At 68.0% G+C, this 24791-nt stretch carries 21 protein-coding genes; 15 read left to right on the top strand and 6 right to left on the bottom strand.

Going from position 1 to position 24791, the window contains the following annotated elements; translation table 11 throughout:
• Positions 1-80 precede the first annotated feature (80 nt).
• Positions 81-1394 (bottom strand): septation protein SepH, encoded by a 1314-nt coding sequence (gene sepH, locus RM50_RS02095; protein ID WP_043449466.1) that lies wholly within the window; start codon positions 1392-1394, stop codon positions 81-83.
• Between the two features lie 109 nt (positions 1395-1503).
• A complete protein-coding gene (locus tag RM50_RS02100; protein ID WP_043449468.1) occupies positions 1504-1992 on the bottom strand; it encodes a DUF3093 domain-containing protein in 489 nt (162 codons plus the stop codon).
• A gap of 115 nt (positions 1993-2107) precedes the next feature.
• Between RM50_RS02100 and dut the strand changes: the two genes are divergently transcribed.
• The 4 genes from dut to RM50_RS02120 all read left to right on the top strand — a co-directional run bounded on the left by dut (position 2108) and on the right by RM50_RS02120 (position 4544).
• Positions 2108-2626 (top strand): dUTP diphosphatase, encoded by a 519-nt coding sequence (gene dut / locus RM50_RS02105; protein WP_043449470.1) that lies wholly within the window; start codon positions 2108-2110, stop codon positions 2624-2626.
• 106 nt (positions 2627-2732) lie between these two features.
• Positions 2733-3440, top strand: coding sequence for a DUF3710 domain-containing protein (locus tag RM50_RS02110; protein ID WP_043449472.1), 708 nt, complete (start codon positions 2733-2735; stop codon positions 3438-3440).
• Between the two features lie 97 nt (positions 3441-3537).
• Complete coding sequence (locus RM50_RS02115) at positions 3538-3792, top strand: hypothetical protein (RefSeq protein WP_346421899.1); 255 nt, start codon at positions 3538-3540, stop codon at positions 3790-3792.
• Positions 3789-4544, top strand: coding sequence for a DUF3159 domain-containing protein (locus RM50_RS02120; RefSeq protein ID WP_043449474.1), 756 nt, complete (start codon positions 3789-3791; stop codon positions 4542-4544). Before RM50_RS02115 ends, RM50_RS02120 begins: the two co-directional genes overlap by 4 nt.
• A 54-nt stretch (positions 4545-4598) precedes the next feature.
• Here the strand turns inward: RM50_RS02120 and RM50_RS02125 are convergent, their stop codons facing one another.
• Both RM50_RS02125 and RM50_RS02130 read right to left on the bottom strand, forming a co-directional pair.
• Positions 4599-5357 (bottom strand): potassium channel family protein, encoded by a 759-nt coding sequence (locus RM50_RS02125; RefSeq protein WP_043449476.1) that lies wholly within the window; start codon positions 5355-5357, stop codon positions 4599-4601.
• The gene (locus RM50_RS02130; protein ID WP_043449477.1) at positions 5354-6028 is read right to left on the bottom strand and encodes a potassium channel family protein; all 675 of its coding nucleotides are present in this window, start codon (positions 6026-6028) and stop codon (positions 5354-5356) included. The genes RM50_RS02125 and RM50_RS02130 overlap by 4 nt, the downstream gene beginning before the upstream one ends.
• Before the next feature lie 118 nt (positions 6029-6146).
• On the opposite strand from RM50_RS02130, the gene RM50_RS02135 reads away from it, so the two are divergent.
• From RM50_RS02135 to RM50_RS02185, 11 genes are all read left to right on the top strand, one after another.
• The gene (locus RM50_RS02135) at positions 6147-8123 is read left to right on the top strand and encodes an APC family permease (protein ID WP_043449480.1); all 1977 of its coding nucleotides are present in this window, start codon (positions 6147-6149) and stop codon (positions 8121-8123) included.
• Positions 8120-9505, top strand: a complete 1386-nt coding sequence (locus RM50_RS02140) for a class I SAM-dependent RNA methyltransferase (protein WP_043449482.1) — start codon at positions 8120-8122, stop codon at positions 9503-9505. The genes RM50_RS02135 and RM50_RS02140 overlap by 4 nt, the downstream gene beginning before the upstream one ends.
• Positions 9506-9671: 166 nt before the next feature.
• On the top strand, positions 9672-12497 hold the full coding sequence (locus RM50_RS02145) for an aconitate hydratase (RefSeq protein WP_043449485.1): 2826 nt from the start codon (positions 9672-9674) through the stop codon (positions 12495-12497).
• A 143-nt stretch (positions 12498-12640) separates the two neighbouring features.
• A complete protein-coding gene (gene dxs / locus RM50_RS02150) occupies positions 12641-14614 on the top strand; it encodes a 1-deoxy-D-xylulose-5-phosphate synthase (protein ID WP_043449487.1) in 1974 nt (657 codons plus the stop codon).
• Positions 14611-15231: a DUF402 domain-containing protein gene (locus RM50_RS02155; protein WP_156133813.1), complete on the top strand. Its 621-nt coding sequence runs from the start codon at positions 14611-14613 to the stop codon at positions 15229-15231. Before dxs ends, RM50_RS02155 begins: the two co-directional genes overlap by 4 nt.
• A complete protein-coding gene (locus RM50_RS02160) occupies positions 15228-15788 on the top strand; it encodes a hypothetical protein (RefSeq protein ID WP_043449488.1) in 561 nt (186 codons plus the stop codon). Before RM50_RS02155 ends, RM50_RS02160 begins: the two co-directional genes overlap by 4 nt.
• A gap of 10 nt (positions 15789-15798) precedes the next feature.
• Positions 15799-16776 carry an aldo/keto reductase gene (locus tag RM50_RS02165; protein WP_043449489.1) on the top strand — a complete coding sequence of 326 codons (978 nt, stop codon included), beginning with the start codon at positions 15799-15801 and terminating at the stop codon, positions 16774-16776.
• A 6-nt stretch (positions 16777-16782) separates the two neighbouring features.
• Entirely contained in the window at positions 16783-17808 is a 1026-nt protein-coding gene (locus RM50_RS02170) for a nucleoside hydrolase (RefSeq protein ID WP_043449490.1), read from the top strand.
• A gap of 185 nt (positions 17809-17993) precedes the next feature.
• Positions 17994-18869 (top strand): hypothetical protein, encoded by an 876-nt coding sequence (locus RM50_RS02175; RefSeq protein ID WP_043449492.1) that lies wholly within the window; start codon positions 17994-17996, stop codon positions 18867-18869.
• A 9-nt stretch (positions 18870-18878) separates the two neighbouring features.
• Positions 18879-19667 (top strand): energy-coupling factor transporter transmembrane component T family protein, encoded by a 789-nt coding sequence (locus tag RM50_RS02180; protein ID WP_052259906.1) that lies wholly within the window; start codon positions 18879-18881, stop codon positions 19665-19667.
• Positions 19660-21309: an ABC transporter ATP-binding protein gene (locus RM50_RS02185; RefSeq protein WP_240471825.1), complete on the top strand. Its 1650-nt coding sequence runs from the start codon at positions 19660-19662 to the stop codon at positions 21307-21309. The genes RM50_RS02180 and RM50_RS02185 overlap by 8 nt, the downstream gene beginning before the upstream one ends.
• Before the next feature lie 12 nt (positions 21310-21321).
• Here the strand turns inward: RM50_RS02185 and RM50_RS02190 are convergent, their stop codons facing one another.
• Both RM50_RS02190 and RM50_RS02195 read right to left on the bottom strand, forming a co-directional pair.
• Positions 21322-23487: a 3-hydroxyacyl-CoA dehydrogenase NAD-binding domain-containing protein gene (locus tag RM50_RS02190; protein ID WP_043449494.1), complete on the bottom strand. Its 2166-nt coding sequence runs from the start codon at positions 23485-23487 to the stop codon at positions 21322-21324.
• The gene (locus RM50_RS02195; RefSeq protein WP_043449496.1) at positions 23484-24761 is read right to left on the bottom strand and encodes a thiolase family protein; all 1278 of its coding nucleotides are present in this window, start codon (positions 24759-24761) and stop codon (positions 23484-23486) included. The genes RM50_RS02190 and RM50_RS02195 overlap by 4 nt, the downstream gene beginning before the upstream one ends.
• Positions 24762-24791 lie beyond the last annotated feature (30 nt).

Genomic DNA, 24791 nt, shown 5'->3' on the forward strand with positions numbered 1-24791 from the left:
GGCTGGTCAGGGCCTACACGGCCCATGGTGACGGATCGTAGCAGTTGGGTGCCGCGGTGCCCATGGAAAAGAGCCGGCTCTTAGTCGCTGCGCGTTCCGAAGACGATCTCGTCCCAGGAGGGAACGCTGGAGCGCTTGGGCCGTGCAGGCCGTTCCGGCGCTTCGGTTTCGGGCAGCTGGCCGGTCGTGGGAGACGCATCATCCTGTTTGGCCGGGCGGCGGGGATTACTGCCCAGCAGCTCGTCCAACCCCGCGCCGGAACTGCCGGCTCCGGAACCGGGTGTGGCACCGGAGGGCTTGGCCGGGGACGCCGCGATGGTGATCTCCCGCGTGTCCGTGCTGACGCCGTCGTGAAGCCGCAAAGCGTCATCGTGGTTGTCCCGGTGCGGCGGAAGAAGGCTGAGCCGCGAGAGCATCGAAGGCCGGGTGTCCCGCCGCCGGATGAAGGAATCACCCTGGGCTGCTGGGGTGTCCCGCTGGTCTTCCTGCGTTTCCGGTTCCGCGGATTCGGGTTCTGCGGCAACCTCGGACGGCCTGGGGTGGGCGGCCGGCACGCCGTGGGTGAGCAAGAGGGCCAGGGCGTCGTCCGCGTCCTCGTCAACCCCCAGCCGCTGCCCGCGCCGGGACCGAAGCATGTCGAGGAGGCCATCGGATTCCTTGCCGGCGTCCGGGCCGGGGCCAGCCTGGCCGGACGGAGACTTCGGCGTATCCGCGTCAGTTTCAAAATCGAAGGGGCGGTCGGACACCGCGGTGAGCCGGCGGGCCGGAACAGGGCCGTCCAGCGGCTCGAGTTCGCTGAGCTGCTGTGCCCAGCGGTTGGTGTTCTGCAGGGTCTTGCGCGCCGGGTTGAAGGTCCACAGCGCTGGAGGTTCCTCGCCGATGCCGGAGGTCCCGCCGGGCTTGGCCTCGAAGCTTGCCGAAACCGTCCAGGTGCCATCCTGGCGCCGCCAGGAGTCCCATTCCACGGTTGCGGGGTCAATGCCGTGGGCTGACAGGCGGTGGGCCACCATGTCGTCCAGCGTGGCCGGGTTGTCGCCGAAAGCGGACCGGTAGACGTCGTGGCCGGGGGAGGGTGCCGCGACTTCAACCTTGCGTGCCTGCTGGGCAACATATTCGCGCTCGGCCAGGACCGGTCCCTCGTAGCGCTCCACCTTGGCCAGCGGCATTCCGGACAACTCGGCCACATCCGCCGCGGTGGCGCCGGCCCGGATCCGGGCCTGGATATCCCTGGGCGACATCGGAACCGCCGGGCGGTCCACCCGCGGTTTCGCTGTGGACCGGCTGGCCGTCCTGAGGGCCTCGTCGATCGGCAGCTGGAACATCTCGCCGCCGGGCCCGCTCAACAGGAGATGCGTCCCGTCGTCGTGCACGCCTACAAGCCGTAGATCCTGCATACAAATCCTCCACCCTGGCATTACTATCAATCGAAACTCTGCCACCCGGCGGCGCGGATTTGGCTCAAGGAACAGGGCGCGCCGTGATATTCCGCCGATCGGCGGCCGCTTAGCTCCTGGTCAGGGCTGCCGCCAGCCGGTCCGGGTGGCGGGTCGAGGTCAGCCAGTACGGGGTGCGGTCCGCCGGGTCCGTGATCTCAATCTTCACCACGGGATCAATCCAGCCGCGGATGCACAGGTAGGCCAGCCCATTCAGCCGGGTTCCCCGTTCTGCCGTTGCTTCGCCGGCAGTGAACTGTTCCACCGTGCCGACAAAGCGGCGTTCAATGGTGGCCCGTCCTACCGTGAGCGTGTCAGCCGTGACCGTGATGGCGGGGGTGGAGAGGAGCAGGAGGACGGCAATGATGGCGAAAAGAACCAGGGCGGCTGTGTATCCCGCCGCCATGCTGATCGGGGCGAAAACAAGGATGCCCGCCGCGGACACGCCGGCTGCAATGATCCAGATCCAGGGGTTGGGCCACAGCTTCTCCCGATAGATGGCAGGCGCCCCCGCGGAGGGTGTGCCGGGTACGGATGGAGACGGGCTTGATTCGGGCATGTCCCCAGCTTTCCACCTTTGTCCGGCTATTTCACCTTGGCTCCCAACGCCCGGCGGTGCCGGGGCCGCGGCCCACCTAGGACTGATACGGCGGCGCGGGTTAGAGTGAGTGACTGTGACTGATCATCCCGCCACGGTAGACCTTGTCCCGGACGCAGCATCACCAGCGCCCGGCGCCCCCACCCTGCAGGTCCAGCTGAAGATGCTGGATCCGGAGCTTGAGGCGCCTTCGTATGCCCATCCGGGCGACGCCGGCGCGGACCTGCGCGCCCGCGAGGACGTGGTCCTGTTGCCGGGGGAGCGCAAACTGGTTCCCACGGGCGTCGCGATCGCCCTTCCGTACGGGTTCGTGGCGCTGATCCACCCCCGGTCCGGCCTCGCCACCAAGCACGGCCTGACGATCGTGAACGCTCCGGGCACCGTGGATGCAGGCTACCGTGGAGAGATCTCCGTGACCTTGCTGAACACTGACGCCACCCAGCCAATAGAGCTGCGGCGCGGCGATAGAATTGCCCAAATGGTCATCCAGCGGGTGGAACATGCCCAATTCATTCCTGTCACCGAGTTGAGCGGATCCGTGCGCGGCTCCGGAGGCTTCGGCTCCACCGGCGGGTTCAACATCCCCGGAGCCTGACCGCAGGCTGCATCCGCTGCCACGCCAGCACGTACGACGGCGGGACCTCCACAGGTCCGGCCGGCAGGTTCCAGCACTGGCACATTTCAGAATTAAGGAGTCACCCATGGTCTTTGGGTTCGGCAGGAAAGCAAAGAACGACGAACCGGCGGAGCCGGCAGAGGAGCTGACCGTCGCCGGGGGCGAAGAAAGCGCCGCCGCCGGCCGCCGGCAGGACGGCCCTTTCGATGAGTCCGAGATCAGCAGCCGCGACGGCTTCGTCGACCTCGGCGCCCTGCTGATCACGCCCAGCGAGGGCCTTCAGCTGCGCCTGGAAGTGGAAGAGGCAACGCAGCGGGTAGTGGCAGTGACCCTGGACCTGAATGGGTCCAGCCTGCAGCTCCAGGCCTTCGCCGCACCCAAGACGGAAACCCTGTGGGACGAGATCCGTGAACAAATCGGCCAGTCGGTCGGCGCGCAGGGCGGACAGGTCGAAGAAATTGATGGCGCATTCGGCACCGAACTGGTGGCCAAGCTGCCCGCCGGCCTCCCGGACGGCAGCCAGGGTTACCGGGTGGCCCGCTTCATTGGCGTTGACGGCCCCCGCTGGTTCCTCCGTGGCGTCCTGGGTGGACCGGCCGCGCTGGAGCGCCCCGCCGCCGAACCGCTTGAAGCATTGTTCCGGCAGGTGGTGGTGGTCCGCGGTGACAGCCCCATGCCGCCGCGCGACCTGCTGCAGCTGCGGCTGCCGAAGGACGCTTCCGCGACTCCTCCGCCCGCCGCACCCACACTGGAGGAGCCCGAGCGTGGTCCCGAAATTACCCAGATCGGCTGAGCCGGCCAAAGGAGCCCCGGTTGCCGCGGGTGGCATCACACCCCTGGACCAGCTGCCGGACAGAGGACGCGTCCTGTGCCAGGGGCACATCGAATCGGTGACTTTCGTTCCCGCTGACCGGACCGCCGAGTTCAGCGCCATCGTCTCAGAGGACGACGCCGGGTACCGCCCGGCAGGTGCCGGGCGGACCCGGCCTCCGCGGCTGCGCATTGTGTGGCTGGGGCGCCGCCGCGTGCCGGGCATCGAAGCCGGCGCGCAAATCCGGGTCGAAGGGATGCTGGCCCGCGGCAAGGACATGCCGACCATCTTCAATCCCCGCTACGAGATACTGTCCCGCCAGGAGCACGAATGAGCGCGCACGAGCCCGAACAGCCCCCAGGCGCTGCAAACCCCGGACGGGGCGGCCAGCCGCAGGATCCAGGCCAGTCCACGGTCGCCGGGATCGCCGCCGGCTACGCCGCAAAGGCCGGACTCCACCGCACCCACGACGGGCGCGTTGACGTGCTGCGGAGCGCCGGGGGAGTGCAGGGCATCGCCGAAAGCATTTTCCCCGGCCTCGTGTTCCTGGTCGCCTTCACCATCACCCGGGAGCTCACCCTGTCCCTGGTGGCGGCGCTGGCGTCGGCGGCCATCTTCACGGTGGCCCGGCTGGTGCAGCGGCGGCCGCTCACGCAGGCCCTCGCCGGTGTGGTGGGCGTCGGCATTTCCGCCTGGCTGGCCAATACCACCGGCAAAGCGGAGGACTTCTACCTCCCGGGCTTCTTCACCAATGCGGCATACATCCTGGCGATGGTCGTCTCGATCGCGGTCAAGTGGCCCGTGGCCGGCCTCCTCTTCGGCTTCATCCGCAACGAGGGCGTGGAGTGGCGAAAGGAACCGGACCGGGTCAAGGCCTACCGCCTGGGAACCTGGATCATCGTGGCGGTCCTGGCGCTTCGCCTCATCGTCCAGGTTCCTCTTTACCTGATGGGCACGGACGGCCTGGCCGCCCTCGCGACCACGCGCCTCATTATGGGCGCGCCGCTGTACATCCTTGGTGTCTGGGTGGCCTGGCTCGTGACCCGGCCGGCTCCAGCCGAGGCTGAAACCGGACCGGCCGCCTGATCCACTAACTAAGCCGGACTCCCTGTACGTCGGGGCCCTGTGGCACCCGCGCGCCTAACCGTCGAAGCCGTCGTCGTCCGCCATGTGCCCGTGGCTGCCGGCGGTGGCCGGCTCACCGCTGACTGAAGGCCCATCCCCGGCGTCGATGCTGCCGGGGGCGGAGGACAGCAGCTCGCGCAGCCCATCCTCGGCCGCAATGGTGGTGACGAAGAACAACTCGTCGCCGCCGTCGATCACGTCATCCCGGCTCGGCGTGATGGGAGCCTGGTCCCGCAGGATTGCCACGAGCGTGGCGTCCTCGGGCCAGTGGATATCGCCCACGGTCATGCCGATCACGTGGGAATCGTGCGGAACGGTGAATTCCACCAGTGACGCAACGCCCGTCTGCAGCGTCAGCAGCCGGACGAGGTCGCCGATCTCCACGGCTTCCTCCACCAGGGCGGTCATCAGCTGGGGGGTATTGACGGCCACGTCCACGCCCCACGAGTCGTTGAACATCCAGTCGTTCTTGGGGTTGTTGACCCGGCCCACCGTGCGGCCCACGCCGAACTCGGTCTTCGCCAGCAGGGACACCACCAGGTTGACCTTGTCATCGCCCGTGGCGGAGACCACGACGTCGGCATCCTCCACCTTGGCGCCCTGCAGCGTCGACAGCTCGCACGCGTCGCCCACCAGCCAGTGGGCCCCCCGCAGCCCGCTGCGGCCAATCACCTCCGGTTTGAGGTCGATGAGCAGGATTTCGTGCTTGTGCGCCAGCAACTCCCGCGCAATGGACGATCCGACGCTGCCGGCGCCGACGATAACGACTTTCACTGGTACTCCTTGGCGGGGGCTTTGGCGAGGATCTGGGCGATCTGGGCACTGCGGTCCACCTGAAGCATGGCGTGCACCGTGTCGCCGTCCTGGTAGGCGGTTCCTGCATCCGGCAACAGGCCCTCGCCGAAGCGGGTCAGGTAGGCCACCCGGACATCGGCGGCTTTTTCGATGCTGCTGATCCTGTGTCCGACCCAGCCCGCGTCGAGGTCCAGTTCGGCCAGGACCAGGCGCCCGGACGGCTCACGGAAATCGCCCGCGAGGTGCTGTTCCGGGAGGATGCGCCGCAGCACCTGGTCGGCGCTCCAGCGGACCGCCGCCACCGTGGGGATGCCCAGGCGCTGGTAAATCTCGGCACGGCCCGGATCGTAGATCCTGGCCACCACATGCGGGACGTGGAAGGTTTCCCTGGCCACCCTGGTGGCCAGGATGTTCGAGTTGTCACCGCTGGACACGGCGGCAAAGGCGTAGGCGTCACTGACTCCTGCCTGCTTGAGGGTGTCCCGGTCGAAACCGACACCCGTCACCTTCCGGCCGGTGAAGCCCTGGCGGAGCCGGCGGAACGCGCGGTCATCCTGGTCGATGATGGCCACGGAATGCCCGGCATCCTCCAGCGTGTGCGCCAGCGTTGCCCCCACCCGGCCACATCCCATGATCACGAAATGCGCCACCGTATCTCCTCTGTATCTAAGTCAGGATCGTGCAGCTAGAACTCTACCGGCATGCCCGGGCTTCGGCCTGGCGGGGTCCCGTCATGACATCGTCCGCGAATCAGACTAGCTTTGTGGGGTGTTGACAATACTGAACGCCGTCAAACGCGTGCTGGTGGGCAGGCCCTTCCGGAATGACCGCCTGGCCCATACCCTGCTTCCCAAGAAGATCGCCCTTCCGATTTTCGCCTCGGACGCCCTGTCCTCTGTGGCCTACGCACCGGACGAGATCCTGCTGACCCTGGCCCTGGCCGGCGTGAGCGCCGTGGCCATTTCGCCCCTGGTGGGGCTCGCCGTCATGGTGGTGCTGCTGACCGTGGTGGCGTCGTACCGGCAGAATGTCCACGCCTACCCCTCCGGTGGCGGTGACTACGAGATCGCCAACGAAAACCTCGGCAAATACGCCGGCCTGACGGTGGCCTCGGCCCTCCTGGTGGACTACGTCCTCACCGTGGCCGTCTCCATGTCGTCGGCGGCCGCGTACCTCACCACCGCGGTCCCGTCGCTGCACGGTGAGCAGGCCGTCATAGCCACCATCGGCGTCGTCATCCTTGCGCTGGTAAACCTGCGCGGCATCAAGGAAGCGGGCAGCGTCTTCGCCGTTCCCACCTACATCTTCATGGCCTCCATCCTGGGCATGACCGCCGTCGGCATCTTCCAGGCCGCAACGGGCCAGCTCGGGGAAGCACCGTCAGCCGCCTTCACCATCGTCCCGGCCGAGGGCTTCGACCAGGGCCTGGTGGGCCTCGCCGGAGCGTTCCTGCTGCTCCGGGCGTTCTCCTCCGGCGCCGCCGCGCTGACCGGCGTGGAAGCCATCAGCAACGGCGTTCCCAATTTCCGGCACCCCAAGAGCAAGAACGCCGCCACCACCCTGCTTCTCCTGGGCCTCATTGGCGCGGCGATGCTGGCCGGCATCATCTACCTTGCGAACGCCACCAAGGTCCACATCGTGCTGGACCCGGCAAAGGAATTCCTGCTCAACGGCAATCCGCTGCCCGAGGGCTACATCCAGAACCCCGCCATCAGCCAGATCGCGCAGACCATCTTCGGGGAGGGATCAATTCCCTTCTACATCGTGGTTGCTGCCACCGGCGTCATCCTGGTGTTCGCATCCAACACCGCCTTCAACGGCTTCCCGGTCCTGGGCTCCATCCTCGCCCAGGACGGCTACCTGCCCCGCCAGCTCCGGACCCGCGGTGACCGGCTGGCCTTCAGCAACGGAGTGCTGGCCCTCGCGGCGGGCGCCCTGGTGCTGATCATTTCGTTTGACGCCGACGTCACCAAACTCATCCAGCTGTACATCGTGGGGGTCTTCATCTCCTTCACCCTCAGCCAGCTCGGCATGATCCGCCACTGGGGACGGCAGCTGAAACTCGCCAAGGACAAAGCGGTCCGCCGCCGGATGATGAAGTCCCGCACCATTAACAGCATCGGCTTCGGTATGACCGGCCTGGTCCTGGTCATCGTCCTCATCACCAAGTTCGAGCAGGGAGCCTGGATCGCGCTCCTGGCCATGTTCATCCTCTTCCTGATCATGTGGAGCATCCGGGCGCACTACGACAACGTGGCCAAGGAACTCGCCGTGGACGAGGACTCGTCGCCGCGGGCCCTGCCCACGCGGGTGCACGCCGTGCTGCTGGTGTCGCACGTCCGCAAGCCCGTCCTGCGTGCCCTCGCCTACGCCCGCGCGTCGCGGCCCTCGCGGCTTGACGCCATCACCGTGGACATCGACCCGGAAGAGACGGCGCACACCATCGCCGACTGGGAAAAGCTTGAAATTCCGGTCCCGCTGACCGTCCTCGCCAGCCCCTACCGCGAGACCGTCACGCCCATCATGGACTACGTCAAGCAGATGCGCCTCGACTCCCCGCGGGACCTCATCGTGGTCTACATCCCCGAATACGTGGTGGGCAAATGGTGGGAGCAGCTGGTGCACAACCAGACCGCCCTGCGCATCAAGACCCGGCTGCACTTCGAACCGGGCGTCATGGTGGCCAGCGTCCCCTGGCAGCTCAAGTCCTCCGAAGAAGCCAAGAACCTCCAGGACGTCCAGTGACCACCAGAACTTCCACCCCTGCCCAAGCGCCGGACGCTGCCGGGCACGCCGGCGAAGAGGCTGTGCTCGACGTCGGACCCGTTGCCCACGGTGGGCACTGCGTGGCACGCCACGAGGGCCGTGTCGTCTTCGTCCGGCATGCCATTCCCGGTGAAAAGGTCCGTGTCCGGCTGACCGATGCGGGGGAGGACGCCAAATTCTGGCGGGCGGACGTGGTGGAGGTGCTGGAGGCTTCCCCGGACCGCGTGGAGCACTTCTGGCATGCCGCGGATTCGCTGCGCGCCTGGGGCCACGGCCACCCGCCGGTGGGCGGTGCCGAGTTCGGGCACATGGTGCGGGCCAGGCAGCTCAGCCTGAAGTCGGACGTCCTTGCCGAGCAACTGACCCGGCTGGCCGGCTTCGGGGAAGTGCCGCCCGCCTGGACCGGCGCCGTGGAAGCCGTGGGGGAAGACGCCGACGGCGGGTCCGGCCTTGGGTGGCGCACCCGGGCCAGCTTTTCGGTCACCCCCGGCGGCAGGCTGGGCATGCATGCCCACCGCTCCAGCCAGGTCCTTCCCGTGCGGGAAATGCCCCTGGCCAGCGACGCCATCAACGCACTGCAGCTGTGGGACCTGAACCTGCAGGGGATAGAACGCGTCGAGGTGGCCGCGCCGGCCAACGGTTCCCGCCCCCTGGTGCTCCTGGCGGCCGCACCCAACACCAAGGACAAGCGCCTGCGGGCAGTCGCCGCAGACGTACAGGGGGATGCTTCGGTGGCAGCCTTCGATCCGATGACCGGCCACGTGACCCAGCTCCGGGGACGCACCTGGGTGCAGGAATCCGCCGCCGGGCATGACTACCGGGTAACCGGCGAGGGCTTCTGGCAGATCCACCGCGACGCGCCCGGGACACTTGTGGAGGCTGTCACAGAATTCCTGCAGGGAGGCGGCTTCCTCGGGCCCGGATCGGTGGTGGCTGATCTCTATGCAGGGGCCGGGCTCTTCACCGCCGTCCTGGCTGATGCCGTTGGCGAAACCGGATCCGTCCTGTCCGTCGAGGGGGCGCCGGGGACCAGCCGGGACGCCCGGAAAAACCTGCACTCCGCGCCGCAGGTGGAAGTGGTCCAGGGCCGCGTGGAGCGTGTCCTGCGCCAGAAACCGCGAAATTTCGACGCCCTTGTCCTCGACCCGCCGCGGGCCGGGGCCGGGAAAGCCGTGGTCGGCCAACTGGTCGCGTCCAGGCCCCGCGCCATCGCCTACGTATCCTGTGACCCGGCCTCGTTCGCCCGTGACCTCGGATACTTCCGGCGCTCAGGGTGGGAGCTCGCCGGGCTCCGGGCCTTCGACCTGTACCCGCACACCCACCACCTCGAGACCGTTGCACTGCTGACTCCGGGTCCATGATGCCGCCGCGGTTTTGGACTACGATGGCGGTAGTAGTCCCACGTCGCGCCCGTATTCTCGGCCGGCCGTGTGCAATTTTCGGGCCCTGGAAACTACTTAGGGCGTCCTAACTAGCAGGCGGTCAACCGCGCGACAAAGATGAAACTGTTGCGAGAGGAGTCCTGCGATGAGCACTGTGGACAGTTTCGGTTCAAAAGGCAAACTTAATGTAGCCGGAACCGAGTATGAAATTTTCCGGTTGAACTCCGTTGAAGGTGCAGAAAACCTTCCGTTCAGCCTCAAGGTATTGCTTGAAAACCTGCTGAGGACCGAGGACGGCGCGAACATCACTGCCGATCACGTCCGCGCTTTGGCAGGCTGGGATCCGAATGCGGAGCCCGATACAGAAATCCAGTTCACCCCGGCACGCGTGATCATGCAGGACTTCACCGGCGTTCCCTGCGTTGTTGACCTGGCCACCATGCGTGAAGCGGTCAAGGAGCTGGGCGGCGACCCCAAGCGGGTGAACCCGCTCGCACCGGCCGAAATGGTGATCGACCACTCGGTCCAGATCGATGCCTTCGGCAACTCCGGCGCACTGGAGCGCAACATGGAGATCGAATACCAGCGCAACGGAGAGCGGTACCAGTTCCTGCGCTGGGGCCAGACCGCGTTTGACGACTTCAAGGTGGTTCCCCCGGGAACCGGCATCGTGCACCAGGTCAACATCGAATACCTGGCCCGCACGGTCATGACCCGTGAAGTGGACGGCGCCCTCCGCGCCTACCCCGACACCTGCGTCGGCACCGACTCGCACACCACCATGGTCAACGGCCTGGGCGTGCTGGGCTGGGGCGTAGGCGGCATCGAAGCCGAGGCAGCGATGCTCGGCCAGCCCGTCTCCATGCTCATCCCGCGCGTCGTGGGCTTCAAGCTCAGCGGCAGCATCCCGGCCGGCGCCACCGCCACCGACGTTGTGCTGACCATCACCGAAATGCTCCGTAAGCACGGCGTGGTGGGCAAGTTCGTGGAATTCTACGGCGAAGGCGTAGCTGAGGTTCCGCTGGCAAACCGCGCCACCATCGGCAACATGAGCCCCGAGTTCGGCTCCACCGCCGCCATGTTCCCGATCGACGACGTCACGCTGGACTACCTGCGCCTCACCGGCCGGTCCGAGCAGAACGTCGCCCTCGTCGAGGCCTACGCGAAGGAACAGGGCCTCTGGCACGACGCGTCCCGCGACATCAAGTTCTCCGAGTACCTGGAACTGGACCTGTCCACCGTTGTTCCGTCCATCGCAGGCCCCAAGCGTCCGCAGGACCGCATCGAGCTGACCGAGGCCAAGGACGAGTTCCGCCACGACCTGCTCAACTACGTCTCGCACGACGCGAACGCGGGCACCCTGGACGAGTCCCTCGAGGAGAGCTTCCCGGCTTCGGACGCGCCGTCCTTCACGGGCGGAGCGACCCATATCTCGGACACCGACCGCGAACCGCCGAAGTACTCCGCAGCGCACGGCGGCGCCGGCCGGATCTCCAACCCGGTGCCCGTAAAGATGGCTGATGGCCGCGAGTTCGAGCTGGACCACGGTGCAGTCACCATCGCGTCCATCACCTCCTGCACCAACACATCCAACCCGTCGGTCATGCTGGCCGCCGCGGTCCTGGCGCGCAACGCCGTCGAAAAGGGCCTGACCGCCAAGCCGTGGGTCAAGACCTCCGTGGCCCCTGGCTCCAAGGTCGTCACCGACTACTACGAGAAGTCCGGCCTGACCCCGTACCTGGAGAAGCTCGGCTTCTACATCGTGGGTTACGGCTGCGCCACCTGCATCGGCAACTCGGGCCCGCTGGAAGCGGAGATCTCCGAGGCCGTCCAAGCCAACGATCTCGCCGTCGCCGCCGTCCTCTCCGGCAACCGCAACTTCGAAGGCCGCATCAACCCGGACGTCAAGATGAACTACCTGGCCTCGCCGCCGCTGGTCATCGCCTACGCCCTGGCCGGTTCGATGGACTTCGACTTCGAGACCGATTCGCTCGGCAAGGACGAGGCCGGCAACGACGTCTTCCTGAAGGACATCTGGCCCAACCCGGTTGAGGTCCAGCAGGTCATCGATTCCTCGATCGACAAGGAAATGTTCGCCAAGGGTTACGAGGGCGTCTTCGACGGGGACGACCGCTGGAAGGCGCTGGACACCCCGGCCGGCGACACGTTCGCCTGGGATCCGAACTCCACGTACGTCCGGAAGCCCCCGTACTTCGAGGGCATGCAGGCGCAGCCTGAACCGGTCAAGGACATCACCGGCGCCCGCGTGCTCCTGAAGCTCGGCGACTCCGTCACCACGGACCACATCTCCCCGGCCGGTTCGTTCAAGTCCGACACCCCCGCCGGCCAGTACCTCCTGGCCAACGGCGTGGAGCGCAAGGACTTCAACTCCTACGGCTCCCGCCGTGGCAACCACGAGGTGATGATCCGCGGCACGTTCGCGAACATCCGCATCAAGAACCAGCTCCTGGACGGCGTCGAGGGTGGCTTCACCCGCGACTTCACCCAGGCTGACGGCCCGCAGGCCTACGTCTACGACGCCGCCCAGAACTACCAGGCAGCCGGCACCCCGCTGGTAGTCCTGGCAGGCAAGGAATACGGTTCCGGTTCGTCCCGCGACTGGGCCGCCAAGGGCACCGCCCTGCTGGGCGTCAAGGCCGTCATTGCCGAGAGCTACGAGCGCATCCACCGCTCCAACCTCATCGGCATGGGCGTCCTGCCGCTGCAGTTCCCGGCCGGCGAGAACGCCGCCAGCCTGGGCCTGTCCGGTACGGAAACCTTCTCGGTGGAGGGCGTTACCGCCCTGAACGAGGGCACCACGCCCAAGACCCTGAAGGTCACCGCCACCGCCGAGGACGGTTCCTCGAAGTCCTTCGACGCCGTCCTGCGCATCGACACCCCGGGTGAAGCGGACTATTACCGCAACGGCGGCATCCTGCAGTACGTGCTGCGCCAGATCTCCGTCAACTAACGGGATCTGCCAGCAGGCAGCAGCCACCCCGAAGCCCCGGCCGGTCACGGACCAGCCGGGGCTTCGGCTTTTCAGCGACGTCCGGCCCTGCGAACCGAGGCGTTAGAGTTAAACGGCACGTCTACCACCCAAAGGAGGGGTCATTGGGAATCTTGGACACCATCCGGAATCCGCAGGACCTGAACGAGTTGACCGAGGAACAGCTGGAACAGCTGGCCTCGGAGATCAGGGAATTCCTGATCACGAACGTCTCGCAGACGGGCGGCCACCTCGGACCCAACCTCGGCGTCGTGGAACTGACGCTGGCCGTGCACCGCATCTTCGAATCTCCCCGTGACAGCATCGTCTTCGATACGGGACACCAGTCCTACGTCCACAAACTGCTCACCGGACGCCAGGATTTCAGCACCCTCCGCCAGGAAGGCGGCCTCTCCGGCTACCCCTCCAGGGCAGAGTCGGAGCATGACATCGTCGAAAGCTCCCACGCGTCCTCCTCGCTGTCCTGGGCCGATGGGATCTCCCGCGCCCGGCAGTTGACCGGGGAGGGCGACCGGCACGTCGTCGCGGTGGTGGGCGACGGCGCCCTCACCGGCGGCATGGCCTGGGAAGCCATCAACAACATCGCCGCGGACAAGAAGCGCCGCGTGGTCATTGTCGTCAACGACAACGGCCGCTCCTACGCCCCCACTGTGGGCGGATTCGCGGACTACCTCGCATCGCTGCGCCCCACCATCGACTCCTTCCGCGCCGCCCCCGCCTACGAGGGTGCACTCGACTGGTGGAAGAAGCGGCTGCAGAACGGCGGCCCCGTGGGCCAATTCACTTACAAGAGCCTGCATGCCATGAAGAAGGGCATCAAGGACTGGTGGGCGCCGCAGGGCATGTTCGAGGACCTCGGCATGAAATACATCGGCCCGGTGGACGGCCACAACCTCCAGGCCATCGAGCACGCCCTGTCCACCGCCAGGAACTACGGCGGCCCCGTGATCGTGCACGCGATGACGGAAAAAGGCCACGGCTACGCGCCGGCCCGCGCCCACGAGGCCGACCAGTTCCACGCCGTCGGCATCATCGATCCGGAAACCGGTGAACCCACGGGCAGCGGCGGCGCCCAGTCCTGGACCTCCGTGTTCGCTGACGAGATCGCCGCCATCGCCGACGAGCGCGAGGACATCGTCGGCATCACCGGCGCCATGCTGATCCCGGTGGGGCTGCACAAGTTCGCCGCCAGGCACCCGAAGCGTGTCATCGACGTCGGCATCGCCGAGCAGCACGCCCTCACCGCAGCTGCCGGCATGGCCTTCGGCGGCCTGCACCCGGTGGTTGCCGTCTACGCCACCTTCCTGAACCGGGCCTTCGACCAGCTGCTCATGGACGTCGCCCTCCACAAGGCCGGCGTCACCATCGTCCTGGACCGTGCCGGCGTCACGGGACCGGATGGCGCCAGCCACCACGGCATGTGGGACATGGCCATGGTCCAGATCGTGCCCGGCCTGCACCTGGCTGCGCCCCGCGACGCCTCGCGCCTCCGCGAGGAACTGCGCGAGGCCGTGGCCGTCAGCGACGCCCCCACTGTCGTCCGCTTCTCCAAAGGTTCCGTAGGCCCCGAAGTGGAAGCGATCGAACGCCTCAGCGACGGCGTGGACGTCCTTGCCCGCCGGCCGTCCGGGTCCACCGAAAACGACGTACTGATCGTCAGCGTCGGCGCCATGTCCGAACTTGCCCTCGACGTCTCCGCCCGGCTGGGTGCCCAGGGCATCAGCACCACCGTGGTGGATCCCCGCTGGGTCCTGCCCGTGCGCCGCTCCATCGTTGCGCTGGCCTCGCACCACCGCCTGGTGGTCTGCATCGAAGACGGCGTCCGGGCCGGCGGCGTCGGCTCCCGCATCCGGCAGGAAATGCGCGCCGCCGGGGTGGACACCGCCCTAAACGAGGTGGGCCTGCCCGTGGAGTTCCTGGACCACGGCACCCGCAACCAGGTGCTGGAGCGTGTTGGGCTGACCGCCCAGCAAATTACGCACGACGTCGTCGCACAGGTTTTGGGAACCAAAGTTCCGTTCGCGCGGCCCCTGCCCGGGCAGCAGCACCCCACCACCGGCAGCCTTCCGATCCTGTGAGGGACGAAGACGAACTGAAGTACCCTGGCCCCGCCGGGGAGGCCGGACCGGTTCTGCACACCACCACCACGCGGGTACCCAACGGCCTGGAGCCGGGCCAGCTGGTGGTTTCCCGCAACCGCAAATGGAACGGCAAGGCGCATTGGGTGGTGCCCGGCCGTTACCTAGGCGAGGACCAGTACGGCTGGTGGATCTTCCAGGGCACCAACGAGTTCTGCTCCCGCCCCGGGGCCGCCTTCTACACGCGCTCCGATGCCGTGCTGCTGGTGCCGCGCGAGGGCGACTGGGTGGCCACGTTCTACGACTCCGCCCACCCCAACGGCGTGCGCGTCTACGTGGACCTGGCCGTGGGGCACGAGTGGACGCACATCCGTCCCGCCGTGACCGAGTTCCATGTGATCGACATGGACCTGGACGTCATCCGCACCGCGGACCGCGGCGTCTTCATCGATGACCAGGACGAATTCGCGGAGCACAGCATCGCCATGCATTACCCCCAGCGGCTGATCGAGGACATCCAGTCCGCCGCGGACGGGCTGTACCACGCCGTGAAGGCGCAGCATGCGCCTTTCGACGGCACCGACGTCGAATGGTTTACAAAAGGACGCACCATATGAGCGGCATTGTCAGGGTTTACAAGCGCGACGACGAAGGCGTCCTCCACTTCCGGGAGGCCTGGTTTGACGAGGACTACTCGCAGTTCGTGATGAACTTCGGCGTGGTGGGGCACCAGAGCAAGACCGAGGAAACGGACGTCCCCGACGCCGACGCTGCAGAGGGCCTCCTGGACGCCTTTGCCGTGCAGTGCACCGAGGACGGGTATGCCGAGATTCCCGCTGAGGAACAGTCCTGGGTGGTGGCCCAGTTCGCGCTCAAGACCCGGGAAGGCACGGAACGTGACCGGCGCCTTGAGCAAAAGGCCAAGGACGCCCTCATCAGCCACCTTGCATGGCGCGGGCTGGGCACGGTGGAGCGCTCCGAATTTACCGACCACAAGCTCAACATCTTCTGCCTGTGCCCGGACGTCAACAAGGCCGTCAACGCCATCAAGGTCTGCGCCCGGGGAGAGGACCTTGACTTCACCAAGCTCAGCATCGGCGCCGCCCCCTATGCCGAGCCCGGGCACTACAAACTCAAGCACCCGGCCAGGCCGGCCGGCAGCTTCAGCCTTTAGGAGACCTTCGTTGACCAGTTACCGCCGCGTTGGAAAATCAGGCCTTACCGTCTCCACCGTAGGCTTGGGCTGCAACAACCTGGGCCGGGCCAACACCGCAACGGAATCCCAGGACGCCACGGACGCCGTCATCCATGCCGCCGTTGACGCCGGGATCACGCTGTTCGACGTCGCCGACACCTACGGCCGCGAACCGGGACTGAGCGAAACCATGCTGGGCAAAGCGCTGGGGAGCCGGCGCGGGGACGTGGTGGTTGCCACCAAGTTCGGCATGGACATGAAAGGCGCCAGCGGGCCGGACTTCGGCGCCCGCGGATCCCGCCGCTACATCATCCAGGCGGTGGAGGCCTCGCTGCGGCGGCTCGGCACGGACTGGATCGACCTCTACCAGTTCCACACCCCGGACCCGCTGACCCCCATCGACGAGACCCTTGCGGCGCTGGACACACTGGTCAGCAGCGGCAAGGTCCGCTACATCGGCCACTCCAACAGGTCCGGCTGGCAGATCGCCCAGGCGGAGTACGTGGCCCGGGAACTGGGCACCGCACGCTTCATCTCCACCCAGAACCACTACAACCTGCTGGACCGGCGCGCGGAACTCGAGGTGACCCCGGCCGCGGAGGAGTTCGGCCTGGGCGTCCTGCCGTACTTCCCGCTGGCCAACGGCCTGCTGACCGGCAAGTACGCTCCAGGACACGCTCCCGAAGGGTCCCGGCTGAGCCACACACGCACCTCCATGGTGGACGACGCCGACTGGGACCAGCTGGGCCGGTTCAGCTCGTTCGCGAAGGAACGCGGCCTGACGGAGATCGAGGTGGCCTTCTCCTGGCTCGCCGCCCAGCCATCGGTGGCCAGCGTGATCGCCGGCGCGACCAGGCCTGAACAGGTCAGGCAGAACGCGGAAGCGGCTGACTGGATTCCGACTCCGGAAGACCTGTCCGAGCTGGACGGAATCTTTCCCGCCGTGCCCAAGGTTGCGCTCTTCTAGGCAGCCGTGCCCGCTTATCTGCTGGACGTCGACACCGGCATCGACGATGCCTTGGCCCTTGCCTACCTTGCCGCCCTCCCGGACACCGAGTTCGTGGCGGTTACAGCCACCCCGGGCAATGTCGACGCCGACCAGGTGGCCCGCAATACCCTCGCGCTGCTCGAACTCTGCGGGCGGCCTGGAGTCGAGGTGGCTGTGGGTGCCCGCAAGCCCTTGTCCATCCCGCTGCTCACCACTCCTGAAACCCACGGGCCACAGGGGATCGGCTACGCCGTCCTGCCCGCGCCCGCCGGAAGGCTGAGCCAGCGGAACGCCGTGGACCTGTGGATTGAGCAGGCCCGGGCCAGGCCCGGCCAGCTCACCGCGCTCATCACCGCCCCGCTGACCAACTTCGCCCTGGCGCTGCGGCAGGAACCCGCCCTTCCCGACCTCCTGGCCAAAGTGGTGATCATGGGCGGGGCCTTCTACCACCAGGGCAACACCACCCCCACCGCCGAGTGGAACACGCACGTGGACCCGCACGCCGCCAAGGAGGTTTACGCCGCCTACCGGGGCCGGCCGCCGGAGAGCCTTCCCATCGTCTGCTCCCTGGACACCACGGAACGGATGGAGCTGCATCCGGCCCACGTCACCGCCTTGGCTAAGGCGGCCGGTGCGGGAACCCCCGAACTCGTGCTCCCCGAAGACCCCGAGGGCCGCCGCAGTACCTCCGGCAACACCCTCATCAGGCACCTCTCGGATGCCCTGCGCTTCTACTTCGAGTTCCACCGGCGTTACGACCAGGGGTACCTGGCGCATGTCCACGACTTCTTCGCGGCGGGCGTCGCCGCAGGCACCCTGGAGTACACCGCGCGGCCCGCCACGGTGGACGTCGAAACAGACTCACCGCTCCTGGCCGGGACCACCGTGGCCGACTTCCGCGGCCTCTGGGGCGCACCCCCAAACGCCAGGATCGTGACCGGCAACAACCCGGAACAGGCGTTCGGCGAACTGGTGTCCGCCGTCGGACGCCTTGCCCGCCGGGTGGGGTGAACCGGCAAACCGAACCCCGGAAAGACCGGAGCATCCTGCAGGGAACCGTACCGGAGGATGGCCGGTAGAATGGGCCACGGACCCACCGGCGCATGTGCCGCCGGACGCTGCCGAGGTGACATAGGCAGCCCCACCCCGGCCCCGCAGAGCCGGGCTCCCGCCAGCACCCAAAGGAATACGTCTCCATGTCATCGCCCTCCCTGACGCTCCCGTCCCAGGAACGCTCCACGGGCCGCCGCCGGATCCTGGAGATCCTGGGCGCCCTGGCCATCGCCGCCACCTACATCTACCTGGTGCTCAACCAGCCGGCCGACATCACCGGTGGTCCGGGCAGCGCTTCCGCCCTGATTGCGCTCACCGGCTTCCTCGCCGGCGCCGTCCTGCTGATCGTTGCCGTCCTGCCCACGCTTCCGGCGTCCACCCTGGTGCTGATCCCCGTGGCCCTGGTCCTGAACATCGTGCTGGGCCAGTTCGTGGGCAGCACCCTGGTTCCGTTCTACCTCGACGCCATCGGCACGGTGCTGATTGCCGTCCTGGCAGGTCCGGCCGCAGGAGCCGCCACCGGTGCCCTCAGCAGCATCGTCTGGTCCTTCTTCAACCCCACAGTCCTGCCATTCGCCGCCGGTGCCGCCCTGATCGGCTGCCTGGCCGGGCTTGCCGCCCGCTACGGCCTGTTCCGCCGCTTCTACCTCGCCCCCGTGGCAGGCTTCGTCACCGGCATCATCGCCGGCGTGGTGTCCGCGCCGGTGGCCGCCTTCGTCTTCGGCGGAACCTCGGGCGTCGCCACCGGGGCGATCGTCAGCGCCTTCCGGGCCATGGGGGACACCCTCCTGGCAGCCATCACCAAGCAGGCGCTGATCTCCGACCCCATGGACAAGGCCATCGTGTTCACCATCGTGGCCCTTTTGGTCTATGCGCTGCCCCGCCGGGCCCGCCAGCAGTTCCCCTTCATCCGGCGCCACCGTGTCCTGGCCGGCAACACCCCGGCGGACGCTCCCGCCCAGGACCGGACAGCAGGCACTGCGCAGGGAACTGCCCACGATTCGGCGCAGAACGGCTGACCGACCCCTGTGGCTACACCTTCCGCAGGCAGGCCCGCGGCGCCGGCCAGGCGGGAGGGCCTCAACCCCCTGACGTCGTTCACGGCTGCCGCGGCCACGGCGGCCATCACGACGGCGGCCGGCAGCTGGGCGCTGTCCCTCGCCGTCATTGCCGGCTGCCTGGGCCTGTCCACGGTGGGCGGCACCGCCCGGCGCATGCTGCCGGCCGCCGCAGCGATCCTGGTCCCGTTTGGCCTGTCACTGCTCGTGCTGCACGGTCTGTTCTTCCCCGAAGGCAGGACGGTACTGGCGGTGTGGGGACCTGCCCGCGTCACCGCAGAAGGCCTGGACTTCGCGGTACAACGCATCCTGCAACTCGGCGCCCTGGTGCTGGCCCTGCTGGTCTTCTCCTTCAGCGTCAGCGTGCCGGACCTGGTGGCTGCGTTGTCCGCCCGCGGGGTCCAGGGACGGTTCGCCTTCGTCCTGGCCTCCACCCTGACCCTGCTGCCCGCCATCGCCGCACGGGCACAGCGGATCCGGCAGGCCCAGGAGTCCCGCGGCCTGGTAGTCACCCGCAGCCTGCTGTCCAGGATCGCCGCGTTCCGGCTGCAGGCGGTTCCCCTGGTCCTGGCAATGGTCGAGGATGCCGGCACCAGGGCTGCCGCCCTGGAGGCAAGGGGCCTGAGCAGCACCGGGCCGCGGACCAGCTACCGGGCGGTCCCCGATTCCAGCCTGCAAAGGGTGGTGCGGGCAGTGCTGGTACTGGCAGCCCTGACGGCAGTTGCTGTCCGGCTGGCGCAGGCGGTCCACGGTGGCTGAGCCCATGGCCGCCGCCGGCCCGCACCGTGCGGACAATGCAGGACTGCCCGGTGGCGCTGCGCATGCCGTCGTTCCCCGGACGCCTGTCCTGGCTGCCGGCATCCGCACGTTCACTTTCCATGACGCGCGGACCCCGGCCCTGCACGACGTCGCGGTTTCCGTTCCGCCGGGCTCCTTCACCGCCATCCTTGGCGCCTCGGGAAGCGGCAAGTCCACGTTGGGCCGCCTCCTTTCCGGCTGGTTGCCGCCTGGCGGCCACGGCGTGCTGGCCGGATTCCTCGAGCTGTCCGGGACCCGGCTGGACTTCGACGGCGGCGCCGGGGATCCGCGGGTGGACCCGGCGCAGTGGGGGCGTTACGTCGGCTTCGTCCCGCAGGACCCGGCCACGGTGCTGTCCACGGTACGTTCCACCGTGGCCGAGGAACTGGCCTTCGGCCTGGAAAATGCCGGCGTGGAGCGCCGCGCGATGGAGTCGGCGGTGCAGCGTACAGCCGGGCTGCTGGGACTGCGGGACCAGCTGGACCGTGACCCGGCCCGGCTCTCCGGCGGACAGCTGCGCCGCCTGGCCATCGGCTGCGCCATCATCGCCGGTCCTTCAGTGCTCATCATGGACGAACCCTTCGCCTCGCTGGACACGGCAGGGGCCACGAGGCTTGCCGCTGTGGTGCGCGGCCTCCTGAAGCGGGGCACCGCCGTCGTGGTCCTCAGCCAGGCCGTCCACCCGCTGCTGCAGGAAGCGGATACGTGGGTGGTGCTGGCGGACGGAACGGTGGCCGCAAGCGGCCCGCCGGCGGGAATGGGCCCCGAATCGGGACTGGTGCCGCCCGCCATCCGGCGCACGGCCACGGCGTTCCACGACCCCGAAAGCAGGGAAACAAAGGGGCCGGGTGGTACCTGGCCGGCAGGGGCGCCCTACACCCCGGCGCAGCCCGGGCCGCCCGCACTGCAGCTCCGGGACGTGTCCTTTGCCTACCGGCAGGCACCGGCGCGGGGCAGGGGGTGGAGGAAGCCCATGCGGGAGCCGACGCGGGATGGGCCCCTGGTGCTGCGCGACGTGCAGCTGGCTGTCCATCCTGGGGAAATCGTGGCTGTCACCGGCCCCAACGGTGCCGGGAAATCAACCCTCCTGCGGCACTTCAATGGCCTCCTGCGTCCCGTCTCGGGTGCGGTCCTGGTGAACGGCGCGGAGATCGCGGGAGTCCCGGTTGGAAAGACGGCCGCTTCCGTGGGCCTGCTCTTCCAGCAGCCGCGCGACCAGTTGTTTGAGCGGACCGTGCTTCGGGAGGTCAGTTTCGGGCTGGACCGGCTGGTGGATGCCGGCACGGCGGGGGAACGCGCCGCCGCGGCCCTGGCGGCAACAGGCCTGGCTGATGCCGCCGGAGAACATCCCGCGGAACTTTCGGCGTCCGCCCAGCGCCTCCTGGCGCTGGCTACGGTCCTGGCCCGACGGCCCGCCGTCCTTGCCCTGGACGAACCCACCGTGGCCCTCGACGGGGACGGGCTGGCCCTGTTGGATGCCGCGGTCGGTTCGGCAGCAGCGGAGGGCGCCGCCGTCGTGCTGGTCACCCATGACCTGGGCTATGCACGGACGGCGGCGCACCGCATTCTGTCGCTGGATGGTGGCCGGCTGGTGCCGGCCTGACCGGAGGTCCGCTTACCCCTGCGAGGGGCTTGAGGCGATGCCAGGGGCGAGGAAACGCCTGCCGTTAATCCGTTCGGACGCGCCCACCCGGTCCAGGTACGGGGTGATGCCGCCCAGGAACATGGGCCAGCCGGCGCCCAGGATCATGCAGAGGTCGATGTCCTCGGGTCCGGCCACCACGCCCTCGTCCAGCATCAGGCCGATTTCTTCTGCCAGGGCATCCTGGACCCGCCGCAGCACCTGCTCCGCCGTGGAAGGGCTGGAGCCGAAGGACATTACCTGGAGGGTGGAGTCCGGGATGGCGCGGGATCCGTCCGGGGCGGTTTCCCACAGGGCCTTGACGTTGTTGTCGATGAGTTTCTTCAGGTTGGTGGAGACCGGAAAGCGGTCGCCGAAGGCCGCGTTCAGGGATTCCTGGACGTGCTGTGCCACGGGCAGGCCCACCATGGCCAGCAGCGTGAAGGGCGTCATGGGCAGGCCCATGGGGCGCAGCGCCGTGTCCGCGACTTCCGCGGGGGTTCCTTCGTCGAAGGCTGCGGTCACCTCACCCATGAGCCGGAGCAGGATGCGGTTGACCACGAAGGCCGCCGCGTCCTTGACCAGCACGCCCGTCTTCTTCAGCGCCTTGGCGAGCTCGAAGGCCGTGGCCAGTACGGCGTCATCCGTGCGCGGGGCGCGGACGATTTCCAGCAGCGGCATGACGGCTACCGGATTGAAGAAGTGGAAACCCACCAGCCGTTCCGGGTGCTGCAGGTCTGCCGCCATGTGCGTCACCGAAAGCGAGGAGGTGTTCGTGGCCAGGATGCACTCCGGCGCCACGACCGCTTCCAGTTCCGCGAACACCTGCTTCTTGATGTGCAGTTCCTCGAAGACGGCCTCGATGACGAAGTCGGCGTCCGCGAAAACCTCCTTGGAGACGGATCCCGTCACCAGTGCCTTGGTCCGGTTGGCTGCGTCCTGGCTGATGCGCTGCTTGGCCAGCAGCTTGTCCACCTCGGCGTGGACATACGCCACGCCCTTGTCCACCCGGGCCTGGTCGATGTCGGTCAGCACCACCGGCACCTTCAGCTGGCGGGCGAAGACCAGCGCCAGCTGGCCGGCCATCAGCCCGGCACCCACGACGCCCACCTTGGTGACGGGCCGGGCCAGCTTGCGGTCCGGGGCACCGGCGGGGCGCTTGGCGCGCTTCTGCACCAGGTCCAGGAACGCGTAGACGGTGGACCGGAACTCATCGGTCTGCATCAGGTCGGCCAGCGTTTCGCATTCCAGCGTGGCGGACTCGGCGGCAGTCATGGTCCGGTTGGCCTCGAGGATGTCCAGGACCTTGGCGGGAGCCGGGGAGGCGTTGGACGTCTTGGCTTCGACGAACGCCCGCCCGGCCTTCACGGAGGCAGCCCAGCGGGCTTGGGTGTCCGGGGAAAGAGGGTCGACGGCGTTGGCCCGCTCGGGGACGATGTCGCCGGAGATGACCCCCGAGGCCCAGGCCAGGGACTGCTCCAGGAAATCGGCCGGCTCAAAGATGGCGTCAGCGACGCCCAGCGTGAACGCCTGCCCACCGGACAGGGTCCGGTTGTTGCTGAGCGGGTTCTCGATCATGACCTTGACGGCATTCTCCGGCCCCACCAGGCGGGGAAGGATGTAGACGCCGCCCCAGCCGGGAACCAGGCCGAGGAACGCTTCCGGAAGTGCCAGGGCCCCCGCGCCGCTGGACACCGTGCGGTAGGTGGACTGCAGGGCGATTTCAAGGCCGCCGCCCAGTGCGGCGCCGTTGATGAAGGCAAAGCTGGGGACGCCGAGGTTTGCCAGGGTGGCGTAGACGTCGTGGCCCAACTGGGCCATCCACAGGCCGTGCTCGCGCTTTTCGAGGGACTTCACGGCGGAAAGGTCCGCGCCTGCCACCAGGTAGTGCGGCTTGCCGGTCACGCCGACGCCCACGATCTCGCCGCGGGCTGCGCGCTCCCGCAGCCCTTCCAGCACCGTGCCCAGCTCCACCAGGGTGTTGGGGCCAAGGGTGGTGGGCTTGGTGTGGTCCAGGTCGTTGTCCAGGGTCACCAGGGCGAAGGTTCCCGGGCCCGGCTTGCCTTCCACTCCGGGCAGGGCGATGTCCTGGACGTAGGAGTGGGTCACGGTTTCGTTGGGGAAGAGGTCTGCCAACTTGCGGTAATCTGCGGCGCTCATGCCAGGGCTCCTTCGGATGCGGCTGCAGTGGAATTCCCGGAGGGGGTTCCGCTGTAATCGGGGTGGTGCGGGTTCTCCCAGATCATGGTTCCGCCCATGCCCAAACCTACGCACATCGTGGTGATTCCGTAACGCACGGAGGGATCTTCCTCGAACTGGCGGGCCAGCTGGATCATCAGCCGGACGCCGGAGGAGGCAAGGGGGTGGCCCACGGCGATGGCGCCGCCGTACCGGTTGACCCGGGGATCGTCGTCGGCAATGCCGTAGTGGTCAAGGAAGCTCAAAACCTGAACGGCAAAGGCCTCGTTGATCTCGAACAGTCCAATGTCATCGATGCTGAGTCCCGCGGTCTTCAGCGCCTTTTCCGTGGCGGGGACGGGCCCGATGCCCATGACCTCCGGTTCCACGCCGGCGTAGGCATAGCTGACCAGCCGCATCTTCACAGGCAGGCCGAGCTCGGCGGCGGCGTCGGCGGAGGCCAGGACGGCCGCGGTTGCGCCGTCGTTCAGGCCGGCCGAGTTCCCGGCAGTGACCCTGCCGTGGGCGCGGAACGGTGTCCGCAGGCCGGCCAGGTCAGCCAGGGTGGTGCCGGGGCGGGGCGGCTCGTCCTTGCTGTGGACGGTCCAGCCTTCGCCGGGCTTGCGGGCGGCGACGGGAACCAGGTCAGGCTGGATCTTCCCGTTCCGGTAGGCGGCGGCCAGCTTCTCCTGGGAGGCCACGGCGTAGGCGTCGGTGCGCTGTTTGGTGATGGCCGGGAAGCGGTCATGCAGGTTCTCAGCCGTGTTGCCCATGTTGAGCGCGGCCGGGTCCACCAGGCGCTCGGACATGAAGCGCGGGTTGGGGTCGGCGCCGGAGCCCATGGGGTGGTGTCCCATGTGCTCCACTCCGCCGGCGATCACCACGTCGTACGCGCCGAAGCCGATGCTGCCGGCGGTGGTGGAGACGGCCGTCATGGCACCTGCGCACATACGGTCGACAGCGAAGCCGGGGACCGTGCGCGGCAGGCCGGCGAGCAGGGCGGCGGTGCGGCCAAGGGTCAGGCCCTGGTCGCCGGTCTGGGTGGTCGCCGCGATGGCCACCTCGTCAATCCGCTTTGCCGGCAGCGATGGGTTCCGGCGGAGCAGGCCGCGGATGCATTTCACCACCAGGTCATCGGCCCGGGTTCCGGCGTAGATTCCCTTTTCACCGGCCCTGCCGAAGGGTGTGCGGATGCCGTCAACAAAGACGACGTCGCGGACAGTGCGCGGGGATGCGCCGCTTCCGTGCTGGCTCACGTGTAACTCCTCATCGAGACGTAGCGCCGG

Source organism: Pseudarthrobacter phenanthrenivorans (assembly GCF_000813845.1).
GTDB lineage: Bacteria > Actinomycetota > Actinomycetes > Actinomycetales > Micrococcaceae > Arthrobacter > Arthrobacter phenanthrenivorans_B.